The sequence below is a fragment of the Croceicoccus naphthovorans genome, from assembly GCF_001028705.1.
Classification (GTDB): domain Bacteria; phylum Pseudomonadota; class Alphaproteobacteria; order Sphingomonadales; family Sphingomonadaceae; genus Croceicoccus; species Croceicoccus naphthovorans.
The window spans coordinates 1,033,317-1,049,657 of the sequence record NZ_CP011770.1 but is presented as its reverse complement, the minus strand read 5'-3'; the positions used below and the strand labels follow the sequence as shown (position 1 = coordinate 1,049,657).

The following is a 16,341-nucleotide window of genomic DNA, read 5'->3' as shown; positions in this document are numbered from 1 at the left end:
ATTCTGCCATGAGCATGACCGAAAAACACAAGAAACTGGAAAAGAACGTCACGCTGCTCAGCTTGGCGGCCTTTTTCACCGTCACCATCGGCGGGCTGGTCGAAATCGCACCGCTGTTCTGGATCGACAACACGATTGAGGAAGTGGAGGGGATGCGCCCCTACACCCCGCTGGAACAGGCCGGACGGGACATCTACGTCCGCGAAGGGTGCTACGTCTGCCACAGCCAGATGATCCGTCCTTTCCGGGACGAGGTCGAACGCTATGGCCATTACAGCCTTGCCGCGGAATCGATGTACGACCACCCGTTCCAGTGGGGGTCGAAGCGGACCGGGCCGGACCTTGCCCGCGTTGGCGGACGCTATTCCGACGAATGGCACGTCCAGCATCTTGAGAACCCGCAGTCGGTCGTACCCGAAAGCGTGATGCCGCAATACGGCTTCCTCGCCGAAAGTCCGCTGAAGGTGAAGGACATGGGCGCGAACCTGACCGCCCTGTCGCGCGTCGGCGTGCCCTATTCTGACGACATGATCGAGAATGCCGATACCGACATGAAGGCACAGGCGAACCCGATGGCCGATACGGCGGGGCTGACCGAACGCTATGGCGACAAGGTCAACCTGCGCGACTTCGACGGCAAGCCGAACAAGCTGACCGAGATGGATGCGCTGGTCGCATACCTGCAGGTGCTGGGCACGATGGTCGACGTCAACGCCGCCGCCGCGCAAGAGGATCTGGCGCAGGAAAAGGGACGATGAGCGATCACTCTCTCTACGACGCGCTGCGGCACATTGCCGACAGCTATGGCCTTATCGCGATGATGGCCGTGTTCGTCGTGCTTGTCGCATGGCCCTTTCGGCCCGGCGCGCGCGACAGGAACGACGAAGCGGCCAACATGATCTTCAAGGACGAGAACGATGGCTGACAAAAGGATCGATCAGGCCACCAATACCGAAACCGTCGGCCATGAATGGGACGGGATCGAGGAACTGAACACCCCGCTGCCGCGCTGGTGGCTGTGGACGTTCTACGCCACCATCGTCTTCGCGATAGGCTATGTCATCGCCTATCCCGCGTGGCCGATGATCGACGGGGCGACGCAAGGCGTGGTCGGCTGGACCAGCCGGGGCGATCTGGCGAAGGAGATGCAAGCGGCCAGTCAGGAACGCTCTGCCGTCACCGCCGCCTTGGCAACCACTCCGCTGGAGCGGCTGGATGCCGATTCCGGCTTGATGCGCGCGGCGATTTCCGGCGGCGCAGCGGCGTTCAAAGTGAACTGCGTACAGTGCCACGGCGCAGGTGCGGCGGGGTCCAAGGGCTATCCCAACCTGAACGACGACGACTGGTTGTGGGGCGGCGACATCAAAGCCATCGAATACACGCTGGTCCACGGCGTGCGTCAACCGGGCAACGACGACACCCGGTTCAGCCAGATGCCCGCCTTCGGTCGCGATGGCATCCTGAGCGGCAGCGAAATCTCCGACGTGGTCAGCTTCGTGCGGACGCTCTCCGACCTGGAACCGGCAAGCACAGCGTCGCAGCGCGGTGCGGGCCTGTTCGAGGCGAACTGCGCGGTCTGTCACGGTAGCGACGGCACCGGCCTCCGCGAATTTGGCGCGCCGAACCTTGCCGATGCGATCTGGCTTTACGGCAGCAGCCGCCAGAACATCACCGACACCGTCCACAACTCGCGCTACGGCATGATGCCCGCGTGGGGCCAACGGCTCGATCCGGTTACGATCAAGATGCTGGCCGCTTACGTCCATTCGCTTGGCGGCGGCGAGGATATCGTCGAGGTTGCCGAAGACCCCGAGGTGGAGGTCGATGAAGCCCCCTGACCCCCTTCCTGAGGGTGATCTCCTCGATCATGCGCGCGTCGCCAAGGACGCCAATCCGGCGACCGCGCGCAAACCCTCTACGCCCGCACCGGATGCGCCAATCTCGCTTTACGAGAAGCACACCACCGTCCATCCCAAGCGGATCGACGGGCGGTTCCGGCGATTCAAGTGGCTGGTCATGCTGGTCACGCTGGGGATCTATTACGGTACGCCGTGGCTGCGCTGGGATCGCGGTCCCTACGCGCCCGATCAGGCGGTTCTGATCGACCTCGCAAATCGGCGTTTCTACATGTTCGATATAGAGATCTGGCCGCACGAGTTCTATTTCGTGGCGGGCCTGCTGATCATGGCGGGCATCGGCCTGTTCCTGGTCACCAGCGCCGTGGGGCGCGCGTGGTGCGGCTATGCCTGCCCGCAAACGGTATGGACCGACCTGTTCCAGCACGTCGACCGCTTCGTCGACGGCGACCGCAACGCGCGGATGCGCCTGGACAAGGCGCCGTGGGGCGCGTCGAAGCTCGCCAAGCGGTTCTGGAAGTGGACGATCTACCTCGTCATCAGTTTCTGGACCGGCGGCGCGTGGATCATGTACTTCGCCGACGCGCCCACCCTTACCCGCGATTTCTGGGCGGGCAGCGCCGCCCCCGTCGCCTATGCCACGGTCGCTGTCCTGACCGGCACGACATTCTGGCTGGGCGGGTTCATGCGCGAGCAGGTCTGTGTCTACATGTGCCCGTGGCCGCGGATTCAGACCGCGATGCTCGACGAAAAGTCGCTGATCGTCACTTACAAGCACTGGCGCGGCGAGCCGCGTGGCAGTCTGAAGAAAGCGCAGAAAAACCCCGACAAGTTCGGCGACTGCGTCGATTGTAACCAGTGCGTCGCGGTCTGCCCCACCGGCATCGACATCCGCGAAGGCGCGCAGATCGGCTGCATCACCTGCGCCCTGTGCATCGACGCTTGCGACCGGGTGATGAAGGACGTGGGGCGCCCGCGCGGGTTGATCGACTATGCCACGCTGGAAGATTGCGAGCGCGAGGCCGCCGGACATCAGCCGCGCCCGGTGTGGAAGACGCTTATGCATCCGCGCACGCTGGTCTATCTGGGTATCTGGACAGCCATCGGCGCAGGCCTGCTTTTCGCCCTCGGCACGCGGGAGCGGACGGGCCTGACCGTCCAGCCGGACCGCAACCCGCCCTTCATGTTGATGAGTGATGGATCGGTCCGAAACAGCTATACTGTGAAGCTGCGCAACATGCAGGGCCGCCCGCGACAGATGGAGCTGGCGATTTTAGGCCTGAACGGTGCCACGATGTGGACCGACGACATGGCCAAGGACGAAGCCGCCGCCACCCTTACGCGGGAAGTCCCAGCCGATGTCGCCCTGCCCCTGCGGGTCTATGTTATCGCTCCGCGCGGCACGACCTCGCAGGACTTCGCTTTCCGCGTAACCGCCAAGGACGAGGCGCTTGGGGCGGGCGAGAGCGACAGCAGCGAAACGCATTTCGACGCACCGGAGCCGATGTGATGCAGACCCATAGCAAACGCCGCCCCAAAAGCTTCACCGGCCGCCACATGGCCGCCGTGATGGTCGTGGGCTTTGGCATTGTCATCGCCGTGAACTTCACGATGGCCGCGCTCGCCAGCAGCAGTTTCGGTGGGGTGGTGGTGGAGAACTCCTACGTCGCCAGCCAGAATTTCAACGGCTGGCTGGACCGGGCGGAGAAGTCCGAAGCGCTGGGCTATTCCGTGGAGGCTTCGCGCGGTGCCGATGGTAGAGTCGTGCTGGCCACCGCCAACGTGCCCGCCGGATCGCAGGTCATCGCAGTCGCGCGTCACCCGCTGGGCCATCAGCCAGAGACCGAACTGGCCTTCGTGCAAAGCGGGCACGATGCATGGACCAGCACCGCCGCGCTGCCCGAAGGCCGCTGGACCTTGCGCATCCTTGCCAAGACCGGGCCCGACGAATGGCGCGGGGAAAGAGCGCTACCGTGACCGCCGCCCTCGCCTCCCCGCCCGAAGGCGCGGCTTGCATCGACAGCCGCTTTACCGTGCCAAGCATCAAGTGCGCCGGGTGCATCGGCAAGATAGAGCGCGGGCTTGGCGAATTGCCGGGCGTGGCGGTGACGCGGGTGAATTTCTCGGCCAAGCGGGTCGCGGTCAGCCATTCGCCGGACTTGACCGACGCGGCGATTATCGAGGCGCTGCTTCACCTCGGCTTCGAAGCGCAGCCGATGGCGGAAAACCCGCTGGCGCAGGACGATGCCGAGACGAAGAAGCTGCTGCGCGCGCTGGCCGTCGCGGGCTTTGCCATGATGAACATCATGCTGCTCTCGGTCGCGGTCTGGTCGGGCGCGGATGGGATCACGAAGGAGCTGTTTCACTGGCTCTCGGCGGTGATTGCGCTGCCCGCCGTGGCCTATGCGGGCCGCCCGTTCTTCGCCTCGGCGTGGATGGCGCTGCGCTATCGCCGGACAAACATGGACGTGCCGATCTCTCTCGGCGTCCTGCTGGCCACGGGCATGAGCGTCTACGAAGTGCTGACCGGCGGAGAACATGCCTATTTCGACGGCGCGGTGATGCTGCTGTTCTTCCTGCTGGCGGGCCGCGTGCTGGATGCGATGATGCGCGATCGGGCGCGGTCTGGCATTGCCTCGCTGCTGGGCCGCATGGGCCGCGGCGCGCAAGTGGCCTATCCCGACGGAGAGACGAAATGGGTCGCCGCCGAAAGCCTGGCCCCCGGCATGGAAATGCAGGTCGCGGCAGGGGAATCGCTGGCCGCCGACGGCGTGATCCTGTCGGGCCAGAGCCAGTTCGACCGTTCGATGCTGACCGGCGAAAGCGCGCCAGAGGCGGCGGGCAAAGGCGACACGGTGCACGCGGGCACGATCAACCTTGTCGCCCCGGTCGTCGTGCGCGTCACGGCGGCGGCACAGGATACCGCGATTGCCGACATCGCCCGCCTGATGGACGAGGCCGGGCAGTCGCGCAGCCGCTATGTCCGCATCGCCGACCGCGCGGCGCGGCTCTATGCCCCGGCGGTCCATTCGCTGGCGGCGCTTACGTTCGTGGGCTGGATGCTGGCGGGCGCTGGCGTGCATCAGTCGCTTCTGATCGCCATCGCGGTGCTGATCATCACCTGCCCCTGCGCGCTGGGCCTTGCGGTTCCGGCGGCGCAAGTCGTGGCGGCAGGCGCATTGATGAAACGGGGCCTGCTGATCAAGGACGGCAGCGCGCTCGAACGCCTGTCCGAAGCGACCGAAGCGTTGTTCGACAAGACCGGCACGCTGACGCTGGGCGAACCGCGCCCGGCAACGCTGGAAATGTTCGAAGGCGACGATGCGGCCATCGCGCTCGCCCTTGCACAGGCCAGCCGCCACCCGCTGAGCCGTGGTCTTGCCGCCGCCCTGCGCGCAGAGGGCACTAACCCGGCAAACCTTACCGACATCGCGGAGACCCCCGGAGAAGGCGTGCGCGCCGTGTTCGATGGAGAGCCGGTCGCCCTGCTCCGCCCCGAAACGGCGGTCGACACCATCGCCGTCGCCTTCCACCGGGGCACCCGCAAATCGATCATCCCCTTCTCTGACCCGTGGCGAGAGGATGCGGGCGAGGCCATCGCAGCGCTTGCAAGACAAGGCATCGATAGTGCCATCCTGTCGGGCGACACCAGCGACGCGGTGCGGCAGGCGGGCGACCGTTTCGGCATTGCCGCTACCAGCGGGATGAGCCCGGCGGACAAGCTGGCGATCCTGAACGAACATCGCGCGCGCGGCGGCAGGGTGCTGATGGTGGGCGACGGCTTGAACGACGGTCCCGCGCTGGCGGCGGCGCACGTTTCCATCGCGCCCGGAACCGCAAGCGATGTCAGCCAGCAGGCGGCGGACGCGGTCTTCGTGGGCGAATCGCTGATGCCTGTCGTTTTGGCGATCCGCGTCGCGCGTCGGACGATGGCGGTGGTTCGCCAGAACTTCGCCTTTGCCGTGGTTTACAACCTGTTCGCGGTGCCCATCGCTATCCTTGGCCACGTCACGCCGATGGTCGCGGCCATCGCAATGTCGATGTCCTCGCTGATCGTCGTCGGCAATTCGCTGCGGTTGGCGGGCGCTGCGCGGAGGACGGCGTGAACGGGCTGATTTTCCTGATCCCCGTCGCGCTGGGCATGGGTGGGCTGGGTCTTGCCGCATTTTTCTGGGCGATGCGCAGCGGCCAGTTCGAAGACCTCGACGGCGCGGCCCAACGCATCCTGATCGAGGATGAGGACGAGCAATGAACGGGCCGTTTTCCATGCTGGCCGCCATCGCGCTGGTTCCGGCGATGACCGGCGTGCCTCCGGCAGAGGCAAAGGCATCGCGCACAATCGTGATCGCACTATGCGCGGGGGGCACCATGACGATCCCGATCGACGGAAATGCGCCCGCCCGCGCGACGATGCCCTGCTGCGCCAAGGGGTGCCGTTCGCGCCGGAAAAACAGGTCTGCGACCCCGGTTTGACCTAGCGCAATGCAAGGCGCGCACGAGTGGATAGAACCGACCCTCGTTATGTGGCGATATCTTCCCGAACTGCTGGCCGTGCCGGTGCCGCGCTATACCAGCTATCCCACCGCGGCCGAGTTCGGCGACGCGGGCGAGGACGACTTCCTTGCCGAGCTGGATAACGCAACCGGCGACGTCTCGCTCTATGTCCACATCCCCTATTGTCACGAAATCTGCTGGTATTGCGGGTGTAACACCGGCGCGGCGAACCGGCAGAAACGCCTGGCCGCATATCTGGAAGCTCTGACCGCCGAAATCGCCCACGTGGGGCATCTGCTGCCACGCAGTGCCCGGGTGAGGCATATTGCTTTCGGTGGCGGCAGCCCCAATGCCATTGCGCCGCATGAATTCGTGCGGCTGGTCAACACGCTGACCGTGGCGTTCTCGCTGGCGGACCCGACGCTCTCGGTCGAACTCGACCCGCGCAGCCTGACCGAACCCTGGCGCGAAGTACTGGCCCACGTCGGCGTCACCCGCGCCAGCCTTGGCGTGCAAACCTTCGATCCGGCGATCCAGCAAGCCATCGGGCGGGTCCAGCCGATCGAACTGATCGAACGCGCGGTTGACATGCTGCGCGATGCAGGCGTGACCTCGCTGAACTTCGACCTGATGTACGGATTGCCGGGGCAAGACCTCGATACGCTGCACTCTACGCTGGATCAGGCGGCGCGGATGGGGGCCGACCGTATCGCATTGTTCGGCCTTGCCCATCTGCCCGCGATGTTCCCGCGCCAGCGCCGGATCGACTGCAGCACCCTGCCCGGCGCGTTCGAGCGGTTCCGCATGATGGAGGAAGGCCACGACCGGCTGCTCGATCTGGGCTATCAGCCGGTCGGATTCGACCATTTCGCCCTGCCCGGCGACCCGCTGGCCCGCGCGGCGTTGAGCGGGCATCTGCACCGGAATTTTCAAGGCTTCACCGACGATGCCGCGCCGGTCACCATCGGACTGGGTGCCAGCGCGATCAGCAATTTTCCGCGTGGCATTTTCCAGAACGAGAAGAACGCGGGCGCCTACCGCGAACTGATCGCCGCCGGTCGCCAGCCGACCGCGCGCGGCGTGGCCCGCGATGCCAACGACCAGAAGCGCAGAGCGGTGATTACCGGCATCCTGTGTCAGGGTCGCGCGGCGGTGGACGAAGACATGCTGCGCAGCGCCTCTCCCCGACTGGCCGATTTCTTTGCCGAGGGGCTTTGCACCCTGATCGATGGGGAACTGGTGCTGGCCCCCGATGCCCTGCCCTATGCGCGCGGGATCGCCGCCTGTTTCGACCGGCACCGCGCAGACAGCCAACGCAACTTCAGCAACGCGGTTTAGCCAACCGCAACCGCCACATACTTGCGCACCCATGCGGGAGCCGCATCCGGCAGGGCATCGGGTGCGAAGAACCCGATCTCGGCTATCTCGCGCTCGTCGGCCCGCGGTTCGCCTTTGTAGGTCGCGGCGAATACGGTCACGCTGTTGCGTGCGCCGTGCAGATCGATCTCCTCGACATGAACAGTGGTGAGCGTGATTGCCGCCACGCCAACCTCTTCGGCCAGTTCGCGCCGTGCCGCTACCTCTGGCGCTTCCCCCTTGCGCACGCCGCCGGTAGGAACGTGCCATTCGCCGCGCTTGCGATAGGAATGGCGGACCATCAGGACATGCCCGTCCGCCCGCCGCGCCACGATGGCGCACCCACGCATTTGGGGCTTTCGCCACGCCCACCAACGCCGCCGGACCAGCTCCGCCACCCGCAGCAACCTGCGATGTAGCGGTGCGGGTATCAGACCGGCAAAAGGAATGTCAGGCAAAACAAGCCACTTCGCCGCGCGCATGGCCCAGCAGGCGGGCGACGGGCAGGTCATTCTCACCCTTCGCCGCCGCCTCGAACAAAGCCAGCTTTTCCGCGCCACGAATCACGAACATCAGGCTCTCGGCACTCAGCAGTTTGGGCAGCGTCATCGTCACGCGGTCGAACGGCGCTTCGGGCGGCAAGGGATCGGGGGTCAGGCGGCGGACCTGCCGGTCATCATCGACTTGCGGATCGGTGTTGGGAAACAGCGAGGCAATGTGCCCGTCCGTCCCCATGCCCAGCCACGCCAGCGCGAAATGCGGGGGCTGGCTGCCCTCTTCCAACGGCACGACCTTTGTGCCCGTATCTTTCAGGGCCTCGGCCAGCCGACCGTAATTGCTTGCCTCGTGATCGGCGGGAACGCAGCGGTCGTCACCGGGCCATATCTCGATGCGATCCCAGATCAGATCGTGCTTCGCCAGTTCGGCAAAGATCGGAAACGGGGTCGACCCGCCGGGCACCGTGATCGCCACCGTACCATCGCGCTGGCCCAGATCGCGCCGCAGCCTGTCGGCCAGCCAATCCGCAATCTGCGCGTCGGTCTGGTCGTGGTGGAAAGCGATTTCGGTGAGCATGCGGTCTCCTGTCGGGCGTTTGCCATGCCAACGCATGTGGCCGCGTCAGTATCCGGCGGCAATCCCGTCCTTCCGCATTTCCGTCGCACCGGTGTAAATGCCGGTCTCCGGATCGCGGGCGATGGCCTGATACCCGCCGAAAGGAACGCCACTGGGGTCGTACCGGGCATCGTGGCCCATCGCGCGCAATTTCTCGACCGTTTCGGCGGAGATACCGGGTTCAACCCACAGAACACCCTTTGGCGTCGCGGCAGGGCCGGTCAGCGGATCGGTCGGCTGGCGCTCACCATCATGGAACAACCGCGCGGCATCGCCCGCCTCTTGCAGGTTCATGCCGAAATCGACGATGTTGACCAGAGCCTGTACATGCCCCTGCGGCTGCATCCCGCCGCCCATCAGGCCAAAGCTCATCCACGGTTTGCCGTCCTTCTTGATGAAGGCCGGGATGATCGTCTGGAACGGGCGCTTGCCGGGCGCATAGGCGTTGGGATGCTTGGGATCGAGGCTGTAGAGTTCCCCCCGGTCCTGAAACATGAAGCCGAGGCCATCGGGCGACAGGCCCGAACCCATCCCGCGATAGTTCGACTGGATCAGGCTGACCATCATGCCGTCCTTATCGGCGACGGTCAGATAGGTCGTGTCACCCTCACCCTCCATCTGCGGCATACCCGGTGCATAGCCTTCGCCCACCTTCGTGGGATCGATCAAGGCGAAGCGTTCCTTGCCATAGGCGTCGGACAGCAATTCCACCGGAAACGGCGCAAAATCAGGATCGGCGTAGTGGCGCGCGACGTCGGCAAAGGCGAGGCGCTTGGGATCCAGTGCAGCACTTCCGCCGATCCGCGCGGATACCGCGATAGATCGACGTTCTTCAGGATGTTGACCATCTGAAGCGCCGCAAAGCCTTGCCCGTTTGGCGGCATCTCACACAGTTCGTAGCCCTTCTTGTAGGCTACGCAGGTCGGTTCCGCCCACTGACTGCGGTGCGCGGCGAAATCCTCGTATCGCAGCGCAGAGCCGACGCGTTCGAGATAGGCCGCCATCGTGCGAGCCAGCGCGCCCTTGTAGAACGCATCGCGCCCGTCGCGGCCGATAGTTTCCAGCGTGTCGGCCAGCTTGGGATTGCGAAAAACCTCGCCCGCCTTGGGCGCGCCATCGCTGAACCAGACGCTGCGTGCGTTGTCGAATTCGCCGATCATGTCGATACGCCGCTCGAAAGAGCGCAAGCTGCCTGCGTAGTAATAGGCGATCACCGGTGCGACGGGGTGCCCTTCGCGGGCATAGCGGACTGCGGGGGCCAGCACTTCGCTCATCGGTAGCTTGCCGTAGCGGCCGTGCATTTCGAACCACGCATCAACCGTCCCCGGCACGGTTACCGGCAACGGACCGACGGGCGGAATCGATGTCGCATCGCCCAGCTTCGCTTTAAGGTCGGCCAGCGTCTGCCCCTGTGGCGAACGACCCGATCCGTTGATGCCATTGAGTTCACCCGTCTTCGGGTCGAGCACGATGGCGAAAAGGTCGCCGCCGATGCCGTTGCCGGTCGGCTCCATCAGGCCCAGCGCCGCGTTGGCCGCAATCGCCGCATCGACCGCGCTGCCGCCCGCTTTCAGGATATCGAGCGCGACTTGGGTCGCCAGCGGATGCGCAGTGGCGGCCATGCCATGTTGGGCATAGACCGGGCTGCGCGACCAATCCTCGCCGACGGGCCTTGCGCCGCCGCCGATTTCGCTGGCCCTGTCGATTGCGCCATCCTGCGCCTGCGCCTGCGCCGTTGCCGCCAAAGCGAACGCCGCCAGACACGCGATCAATCCCGCTGCACTCTTGCCGATCATTTGTGCTCCTGCATGTCCGCCCATTTGGTTTCAGCCTATACCAACTGTCCCACCCTTGCCATTCCCGTCTGCACAGCCCAATTTGCCGAGCGAAAGGATCGACCATGCCCGAAATCCACGTCGTGACCGGAGCAAGCAGCGGTGTCGGCAGGGCGCTGTGCGCCCACATCGCGGCAAAGGGCGACCACGTGTTGGGGCTGGCGCGGCGAGCGGACGAACTGGAGGCGTTACGCGCCACCGACCCCGACCGCATCACGGTCCTGCCCTGCGACCTCGGCACGCCGGACGGGCGCAGCGCGGCCTGCAATGCTGTGCCAGAGGGGTTTGCGGTACGCTCGTTGGTGCACAGCGCCGCCATCGCGCCGCATGACCGGATGCAGGACCTGACCGACGAGGGTTATCGCCGAACGATGGCGATCAATCTAGACGCGCCGATCCTGCTGACGCGCGACCTGTTGCCGCGCATGGCCGAACGGGGCCGTGTGCTGCACCTGTCGTCGGGCTCTGCCTATCGGACCAATCCGGGCGGCGGGCTCTATTCGATTACCAAGGCCGCACTGCTGATGGCGAAGGCCGCTTGGAACGCGGATCTGCCGAGAGGCGGCGTGATCGTCGGATCGGCCATGCCGGGCGTGGTAGACGGCCCGATGCAGGATGCCGCACGCGCCGACACCAACCCTTCCGCCGCACTGTTTCGCGGGTTTCAGGCCGACGGCAGGCTGCTCCGCCCCGAACGGGTGGCGGAATTTCTCTACTGGTTATTGACCGGCACCGACGACGAAGCCTTCGCCGCCGGTGACTGGAACGTCTTCGACGAAGCCCACCACCCGCACTGGCTGGTGGGCCCGATAAACGCCTGACTTACGCGTCGACCTTGCGGCGGGCGCGTTTGCGGTCGTTCGGGTCGAGGATCGCCTTGCGCAGGCGGATAGTCTGCGGCGTGACTTCGACCATCTCGTCATCGTCGATATAGGCGATAGCCTGTTCCAGCGTCAGCTTCTTCGGCGGGGTGAGGCGGATCGCGTCGTCCTTGCCGGTCGAGCGGAAGTTGGTCAGCTGCTTGGACTTCAGCGGGTTCACTTCCAGATCGTCGGGCTTGGCATTCTCGCCGATCAGCATGCCCTCATAAACCTTTTCCTGCGGGGACACGAACAGGATGCCGCGCTCTTCCAGCGCGTTGAGCGCGTAGCCCACGGCTTCACCGGTGCTGTTCGAGATCAATACGCCGTTCTGGCGACCGTCGATCGGACCCTTGTATGGGCCATAGCTGTCGAACAGGCGGTTCATGATACCCGTGCCGCGCGTGTCGGACAGGAATTCGCCATGATAACCGATAAGACCGCGCGAAGGGGCGCGGAAGCCGAGGCGGGTCTTGCCCGGCCCCGACGGGCGCATCTCGGTCAGCTCTGCCTTGCGGCGCTGCATCTTCTCGACGACCGTGCCCGAGAATTCGTCGTCGACGTCGATGACGACCTGCTCGTACGGTTCGGTGCGCTGACCGTTTTCTTCGACGAACAGCACGCGCGGGCGGCTGATGCCGAGTTCGAAACCTTCGCGGCGCATCGTCTCGATCACAACGCCCAGCTGAAGTTCACCGCGACCGGCGACTTCGAAGCTGTCCTTGTCGGCGGACTCGGTCACGCGGATGGCGACGTTGGTCTCCGCTTCGCGCAGCAGGCGGTCGCGGATCATGCGGCTCGTCACCTTGTCGCCCTCGCGGCCCGCGAACGGGCTGTCGTTGACGGCAAAGCGCATCGCCAGCGTCGGCGGGTCGATCGGCTGCGCGGCAATCGGCTCGGACACGGCGGGATCGGCGATGGTGTTGGCGACTGTGGCCTTTTCCATCCCGGCCAGCGCGATGATGTCGCCGGCGCGGGCTTCGTCTACCGGCACGCGCTCCAGACCGCGGAACGAGAGCAGCTTGGATGCACGACCGACTTCCAGAACCTTGCCATCCATATCGAGCGCGCGGATCGGGTCGTTGACGCGGATCGTGCCCGACTGGACGCGCCCCGTCAGAACGCGGCCCATGAAGTTGTCGCGGTCAAGCAGCGTGGCAAGGAAGCTGAACGGCGCTTCGGTATCGAGACCCGGCGACGGAACGTGATCGCGGATGAGTTCGAACATCGGGGTCAGCGTGCCTTCGCGCGCGTCGATGTCCTCGCTGGCATAACCGTTGCGGCCCGACGCGTAGAGGATCGGGAATTCCAGCTGCTCGTCATTCGCGCCCAGGTTCACGAACAGGTCGAACACTTCGTCCAGAACTTCGGCGGGGCGACCGTCGGGGCGGTCGATCTTGTTGACGACAACGATGGGCTTCAGACCCAGTGCCAGCGCCTTGCCGGTCACGAACTTCGTCTGCGGCATCGCGCCTTCGGCGCTATCGACCAACAGGATGACGCCGTCGACCATGGACAGGATACGCTCCACCTCTGCACCGAAGTCGGCGTGGCCGGGCGTGTCGACGATGTTGATGCGCAGGCCTTCCCACTCGATAGAGGTCGGCTTGGCAAGGATCGTGATCCCGCGTTCCTTTTCCAGGTCGTTGGAATCCATTGCGCGTTCTTCGACACGCTGGTTGTCACGGAACGTGCCGGACTGGCGGAAAAGCTGGTCGACCAGCGTGGTCTTGCCATGGTCGACGTGGGCGATGATGGCGATGTTGCGCAGATCGGCGGACATAAGGGCGTGGGCCTTTGAAGATGCGGTACAAGTCTAAGGGTGTCGGTGCCTGTCGCGGGATCGTTCCCGCCAGCAAAGCGCGCGCGCCCTAGACGATATGACGCAGCGCAGCAAGCACAGATGCATCGAACCCGACCGTGACTTGTGTGTAACAATATTACGCCGCCAACGCGCGCGCCTCATTCATTCATTGCCCCGCAAACCCGATTCGCTTAGCCTTGCCTTAGGAGAAACTGACAGTAACATACTAAAATCAAGCAATATCTGTCAGTTGCATGTGAAGAGGATTGATTGCCGATGAAACCGATTCGTAACGGTAGGATCGCCGCTCGTTATGTCTTGACCAGCGGTACGGCAGTTGCCGCGCTGGCCACGGCGCCCGCTTTCGGACAGGACGCCGAAGGTGACGTTCGATATGCAGAGCCCGCCGAATACGCGGAACCGGCCCCTGACGCCCGCGAACCCACCGCGGACAGCAACACGATCATCGTTACCGCGACCAAGCGCGCCAAGACGTTGCAGGACACCCCCGTCGCCGTCACCGTGACGACCGAGGAGGAGCTGGAACGCGCCGAGATTCGCGACCTGAAGGACCTCACCAGCATTGCACCCTCGCTGAAGGTGACGCAGCTGCAGTCGAGCGCGAATACCAACTTCATCATTCGTGGTTTCGGCAACGGCGCGAACAACGCCGGCATCGAACCGTCCGTTGGCGTCTTCGTCGACGGCGTCTACCGCTCCCGCTCCGCCGCGCGCATCAACGACCTGCCCGACCTGCAACGCATCGAGGTGCTGCGCGGGCCGCAGTCGACGCTGTTCGGCAAAAATGCCAGCGCGGGCGTGATCTCGGTCGTCACCGCAGAGCCTCGCTTCAACTTCGGCGGACAAGCCGAAGTCAGCTACGGCAACTTCAACGCGATGGTCGCCAAGGCCAACGTCTATGGCCCGCTCAGCGAGACCATCGCCGCGTCCATCGGCGGCGGCATCAACAAACGTGACGGCTATATCGACGATCTGGGTACCGGGGGCGACACGAACGAACGCAACCGCTGGTTCACGCGCGGACAGCTGTTGTTCGAACCCAACGGCCTCATCAAGGTCCGCCTGATCGGCGATTACGAAAAGACCGATGAAGACTGCTGCGCCAATGTGCTGCTTCAGGAAGGCCAGCTGGGCGCGATCATCACCGCCCCGGCCCCGTTCGGCCTTGGCGCGGGCAATTCGGACCCGGCCGATCCTTATGCCGACGTGATCTATTCGAACTTCCCCAGCAGCAACGATATCGAGAACTGGGGCGTTTCCGGGCAGGTGGACTTTGGCTTCGGCCCGTTCAACCTGACCTCGATCACCGCCTATCGCGGGGTCGACGCGGTAACCAATCAGGACTCAGACTTTACCAGCGCAGACCTGATCAACCGCAATTTCCAGGACCTGTCGATCCGCACCTTCACGCAGGAACTTCGCGCGACGGCGACGTTCGGCGATTTCGACCTGCTGCTGGGCGCGTTCTATTTCGATGAGAGCATCGATCAGAAGAACGAGCTGTTCTATGGAAATGACCTGCGCGCCTTTGCCAACGCGGGCATCTTTGCGCTGAGCGACGGGGCCTTCACGGTCGACGGGCTGGAGGATTTCTTCGGCCAGTTGGCCAGCCAGCAGGCAGGCCAGCCGGTCAGCTTCGACGAACAGTTCTTCATCGCCAATCGCGGGTTGGACGAGGCCTATTCGCTCGACAACAAGGCGATCAGCCTGTTCGGCCAGCTCGACTGGTCGCCGACCGACCGGCTGACGATTACGGCGGGCATGAACTATACGAAGGACAAGAAGACCTTCGCCACCGACGTCACCAGTACCGACGTGTTCTCCTCGCTCGATCTGGACGCGTTTCAGGCCGGGGCGACGCAGGCGGGCATCTCGCAAACCATCGGCAGCATCCTGATGGTGCCGAGCGGTTTCGCCACCCCGGAACAGATCATGGCGTTCGCGGGATCGAACCCTGAACAGTTCCAGGCGATTGCCGCCGGTGCCGCCGCCGCCGCTGCGCCGATAGGCGATCTGGCCGCGTTGCAGTATCTGCCGCCTTTCGTGAACGTGCCCAACGCGGTCGAAAGCGGCAAGCTGAGCGACAGCGACATATCTGTCACACTGCGCGCCGCCTATGACATTACCGACAGCCTGAACGGCTATATCACCTATGCCACCGGTTATAAGGCACCGTCGGTCAACCTGTCACGCGACAGCCGCCCGACCCCTGCAGACCTTGCCGCGCTGGGCGATGCCGTGCCGGCAGTGGTCGGTTCGGGCAGCCGCTTTGCCGGGGCCGAGGATTCAGAACTTTGGGAGATCGGCCTGAAGGGCGATTTCGGACCGGTAAACTTCACCTTTGCCGCTTTCAAACAGGCGATTACCGGGTTCCAGTCGAACATCTTCACCGGCACCGGCTTCTTCCTTGCCAATGCGGGCAAGCAGGAAGTGATCGGCTTCGAGTTCGACGGTTCGGTCCGTCCGGTCGATCCGCTGCTGCTGCGCATGGCGGTCACCTATCTGGACAGCGAGTACAAGGACTTCCCGCTGTCCGGCGTGGGTGACCTGTCAGGCACGGCAGTTGCAGGGGTGCCGCCGATTTCGGCGACATGGTCGGCGCAGTACACGCACGAATTCGGCAACGGCGACGCGCTAATCGCGCGGGGCGACTATCACTACGAATCGCAGGTCGCGATCGTAGAGGGCCTGCCGGGCTTCATCGATTTCGGTCAGGATGCCGCCATCGCCGCCTCCACCCAGTTCAAGCGCGAGGTGGACGAGGTCAACGCATCGCTGACTTATGCGATGAACAACGGGCTGCAAGTCTCGGTCTGGGGCCGCAACCTGCTGAACGACAGGTACCTGCTGTCGATCTTCGACACGCCGATCCAGCCGCTCAGCATCTCGGGCTATCCGAACCAGCCGCGCACGTATGGCGTTACCGCGCGCTACAAGTTCTGATACCGCCGTGACTTATTTCGAAAGGGCCGCCCTGTCCGGGGCGGCCCTTTTTGCATTTG

The 16,341-nt window shown here is 64.5% G+C and carries 14 protein-coding genes and 1 pseudogene; 11 read left to right on the top strand and 4 right to left on the bottom strand.

Annotated features, from left to right (window positions below; all coding sequences use genetic code 11):
* Positions 1–8: 8 nt before the first annotated feature.
* From ccoO to hemN, 9 genes are read left to right on the top strand one after another with little or no spacing between them, the layout of a single operon-like run.
* Positions 9–758, top strand: a complete 750-nt coding sequence (gene ccoO / locus AB433_RS05285) for a cytochrome-c oxidase, cbb3-type subunit II (RefSeq protein WP_047820213.1) — start codon at positions 9–11, stop codon at positions 756–758.
* Positions 755–925, top strand: coding sequence for a cbb3-type cytochrome c oxidase subunit 3 (locus AB433_RS05280; protein ID WP_047820212.1), 171 nt, complete (start codon positions 755–757; stop codon positions 923–925). Before ccoO ends, AB433_RS05280 begins: the two co-directional genes overlap by 4 nt.
* Positions 918–1,838: a cytochrome-c oxidase, cbb3-type subunit III gene (ccoP, locus tag AB433_RS05275; RefSeq protein WP_047820211.1), complete on the top strand. Its 921-nt coding sequence runs from the start codon at positions 918–920 to the stop codon at positions 1,836–1,838. The genes AB433_RS05280 and ccoP overlap by 8 nt, the downstream gene beginning before the upstream one ends.
* Entirely contained in the window at positions 1,825–3,366 is a 1,542-nt protein-coding gene (gene ccoG / locus AB433_RS05270; RefSeq protein WP_082134800.1) for a cytochrome c oxidase accessory protein CcoG, read from the top strand. The genes ccoP and ccoG overlap by 14 nt, the downstream gene beginning before the upstream one ends.
* Entirely contained in the window at positions 3,366–3,833 is a 468-nt protein-coding gene (locus AB433_RS05265; protein WP_047820210.1) for a FixH family protein, read from the top strand. Before ccoG ends, AB433_RS05265 begins: the two co-directional genes overlap by 1 nt.
* Positions 3,806–5,962: a heavy metal translocating P-type ATPase gene (locus AB433_RS05260; protein ID WP_082134799.1), complete on the top strand. Its 2,157-nt coding sequence runs from the start codon at positions 3,806–3,808 to the stop codon at positions 5,960–5,962. The genes AB433_RS05265 and AB433_RS05260 overlap by 28 nt, the downstream gene beginning before the upstream one ends.
* On the top strand, positions 5,959–6,108 hold the full coding sequence (ccoS, locus tag AB433_RS05255; RefSeq protein WP_047820209.1) for a cbb3-type cytochrome oxidase assembly protein CcoS: 150 nt from the start codon (positions 5,959–5,961) through the stop codon (positions 6,106–6,108). The genes AB433_RS05260 and ccoS overlap by 4 nt, the downstream gene beginning before the upstream one ends.
* The gene (locus tag AB433_RS05250; protein WP_047820208.1) at positions 6,105–6,329 is read left to right on the top strand and encodes a hypothetical protein; all 225 of its coding nucleotides are present in this window, start codon (positions 6,105–6,107) and stop codon (positions 6,327–6,329) included. Before ccoS ends, AB433_RS05250 begins: the two co-directional genes overlap by 4 nt.
* A gap of 9 nt (positions 6,330–6,338) precedes the next feature.
* Positions 6,339–7,688: an oxygen-independent coproporphyrinogen III oxidase gene (gene hemN, locus AB433_RS05245; RefSeq protein WP_245626588.1), complete on the top strand. Its 1,350-nt coding sequence runs from the start codon at positions 6,339–6,341 to the stop codon at positions 7,686–7,688.
* Here the strand turns inward: hemN and AB433_RS05240 are convergent.
* The 3 genes and pseudogenes from AB433_RS05240 to AB433_RS21640 form a co-directional block, all read right to left on the bottom strand.
* Positions 7,685–8,056, bottom strand: a complete 372-nt coding sequence (locus tag AB433_RS05240) for an NUDIX domain-containing protein (RefSeq protein ID WP_053058999.1) — start codon at positions 8,054–8,056, stop codon at positions 7,685–7,687. The two genes, hemN and AB433_RS05240, sit on opposite strands and share 4 nt — an antisense overlap.
* 100 nt (positions 8,057–8,156) lie before the next feature.
* Positions 8,157–8,780: a 6-phosphogluconolactonase gene (locus tag AB433_RS05235; RefSeq protein WP_047823372.1), complete on the bottom strand. Its 624-nt coding sequence runs from the start codon at positions 8,778–8,780 to the stop codon at positions 8,157–8,159.
* A 45-nt stretch (positions 8,781–8,825) separates the two neighbouring features.
* Positions 8,826–10,441, bottom strand: a pseudogene (locus tag AB433_RS21640) (gamma-glutamyltransferase family protein).
* 278 nt (positions 10,442–10,719) lie between these two features.
* Here AB433_RS21640 and AB433_RS05225 point away from each other — a divergent pair.
* Positions 10,720–11,475: an SDR family oxidoreductase gene (locus AB433_RS05225; protein WP_047820206.1), complete on the top strand. Its 756-nt coding sequence runs from the start codon at positions 10,720–10,722 to the stop codon at positions 11,473–11,475.
* Between the two features lies 1 nt (position 11,476).
* On the opposite strand, the gene typA is transcribed toward AB433_RS05225, so the two are convergent.
* On the bottom strand, positions 11,477–13,297 hold the full coding sequence (gene typA, locus AB433_RS05220; protein ID WP_047820205.1) for a translational GTPase TypA: 1,821 nt from the start codon (positions 13,295–13,297) through the stop codon (positions 11,477–11,479).
* A 297-nt stretch (positions 13,298–13,594) separates the two neighbouring features.
* Here typA and AB433_RS05215 point away from each other — a divergent pair, with 297 nt between their 5' ends.
* Positions 13,595–16,282 carry a TonB-dependent receptor gene (locus AB433_RS05215; protein ID WP_047820204.1) on the top strand — a complete coding sequence of 896 codons (2,688 nt, stop codon included), beginning with the start codon at positions 13,595–13,597 and terminating at the stop codon, positions 16,280–16,282.
* Positions 16,283–16,341: the final 59 nt, after the last annotated feature.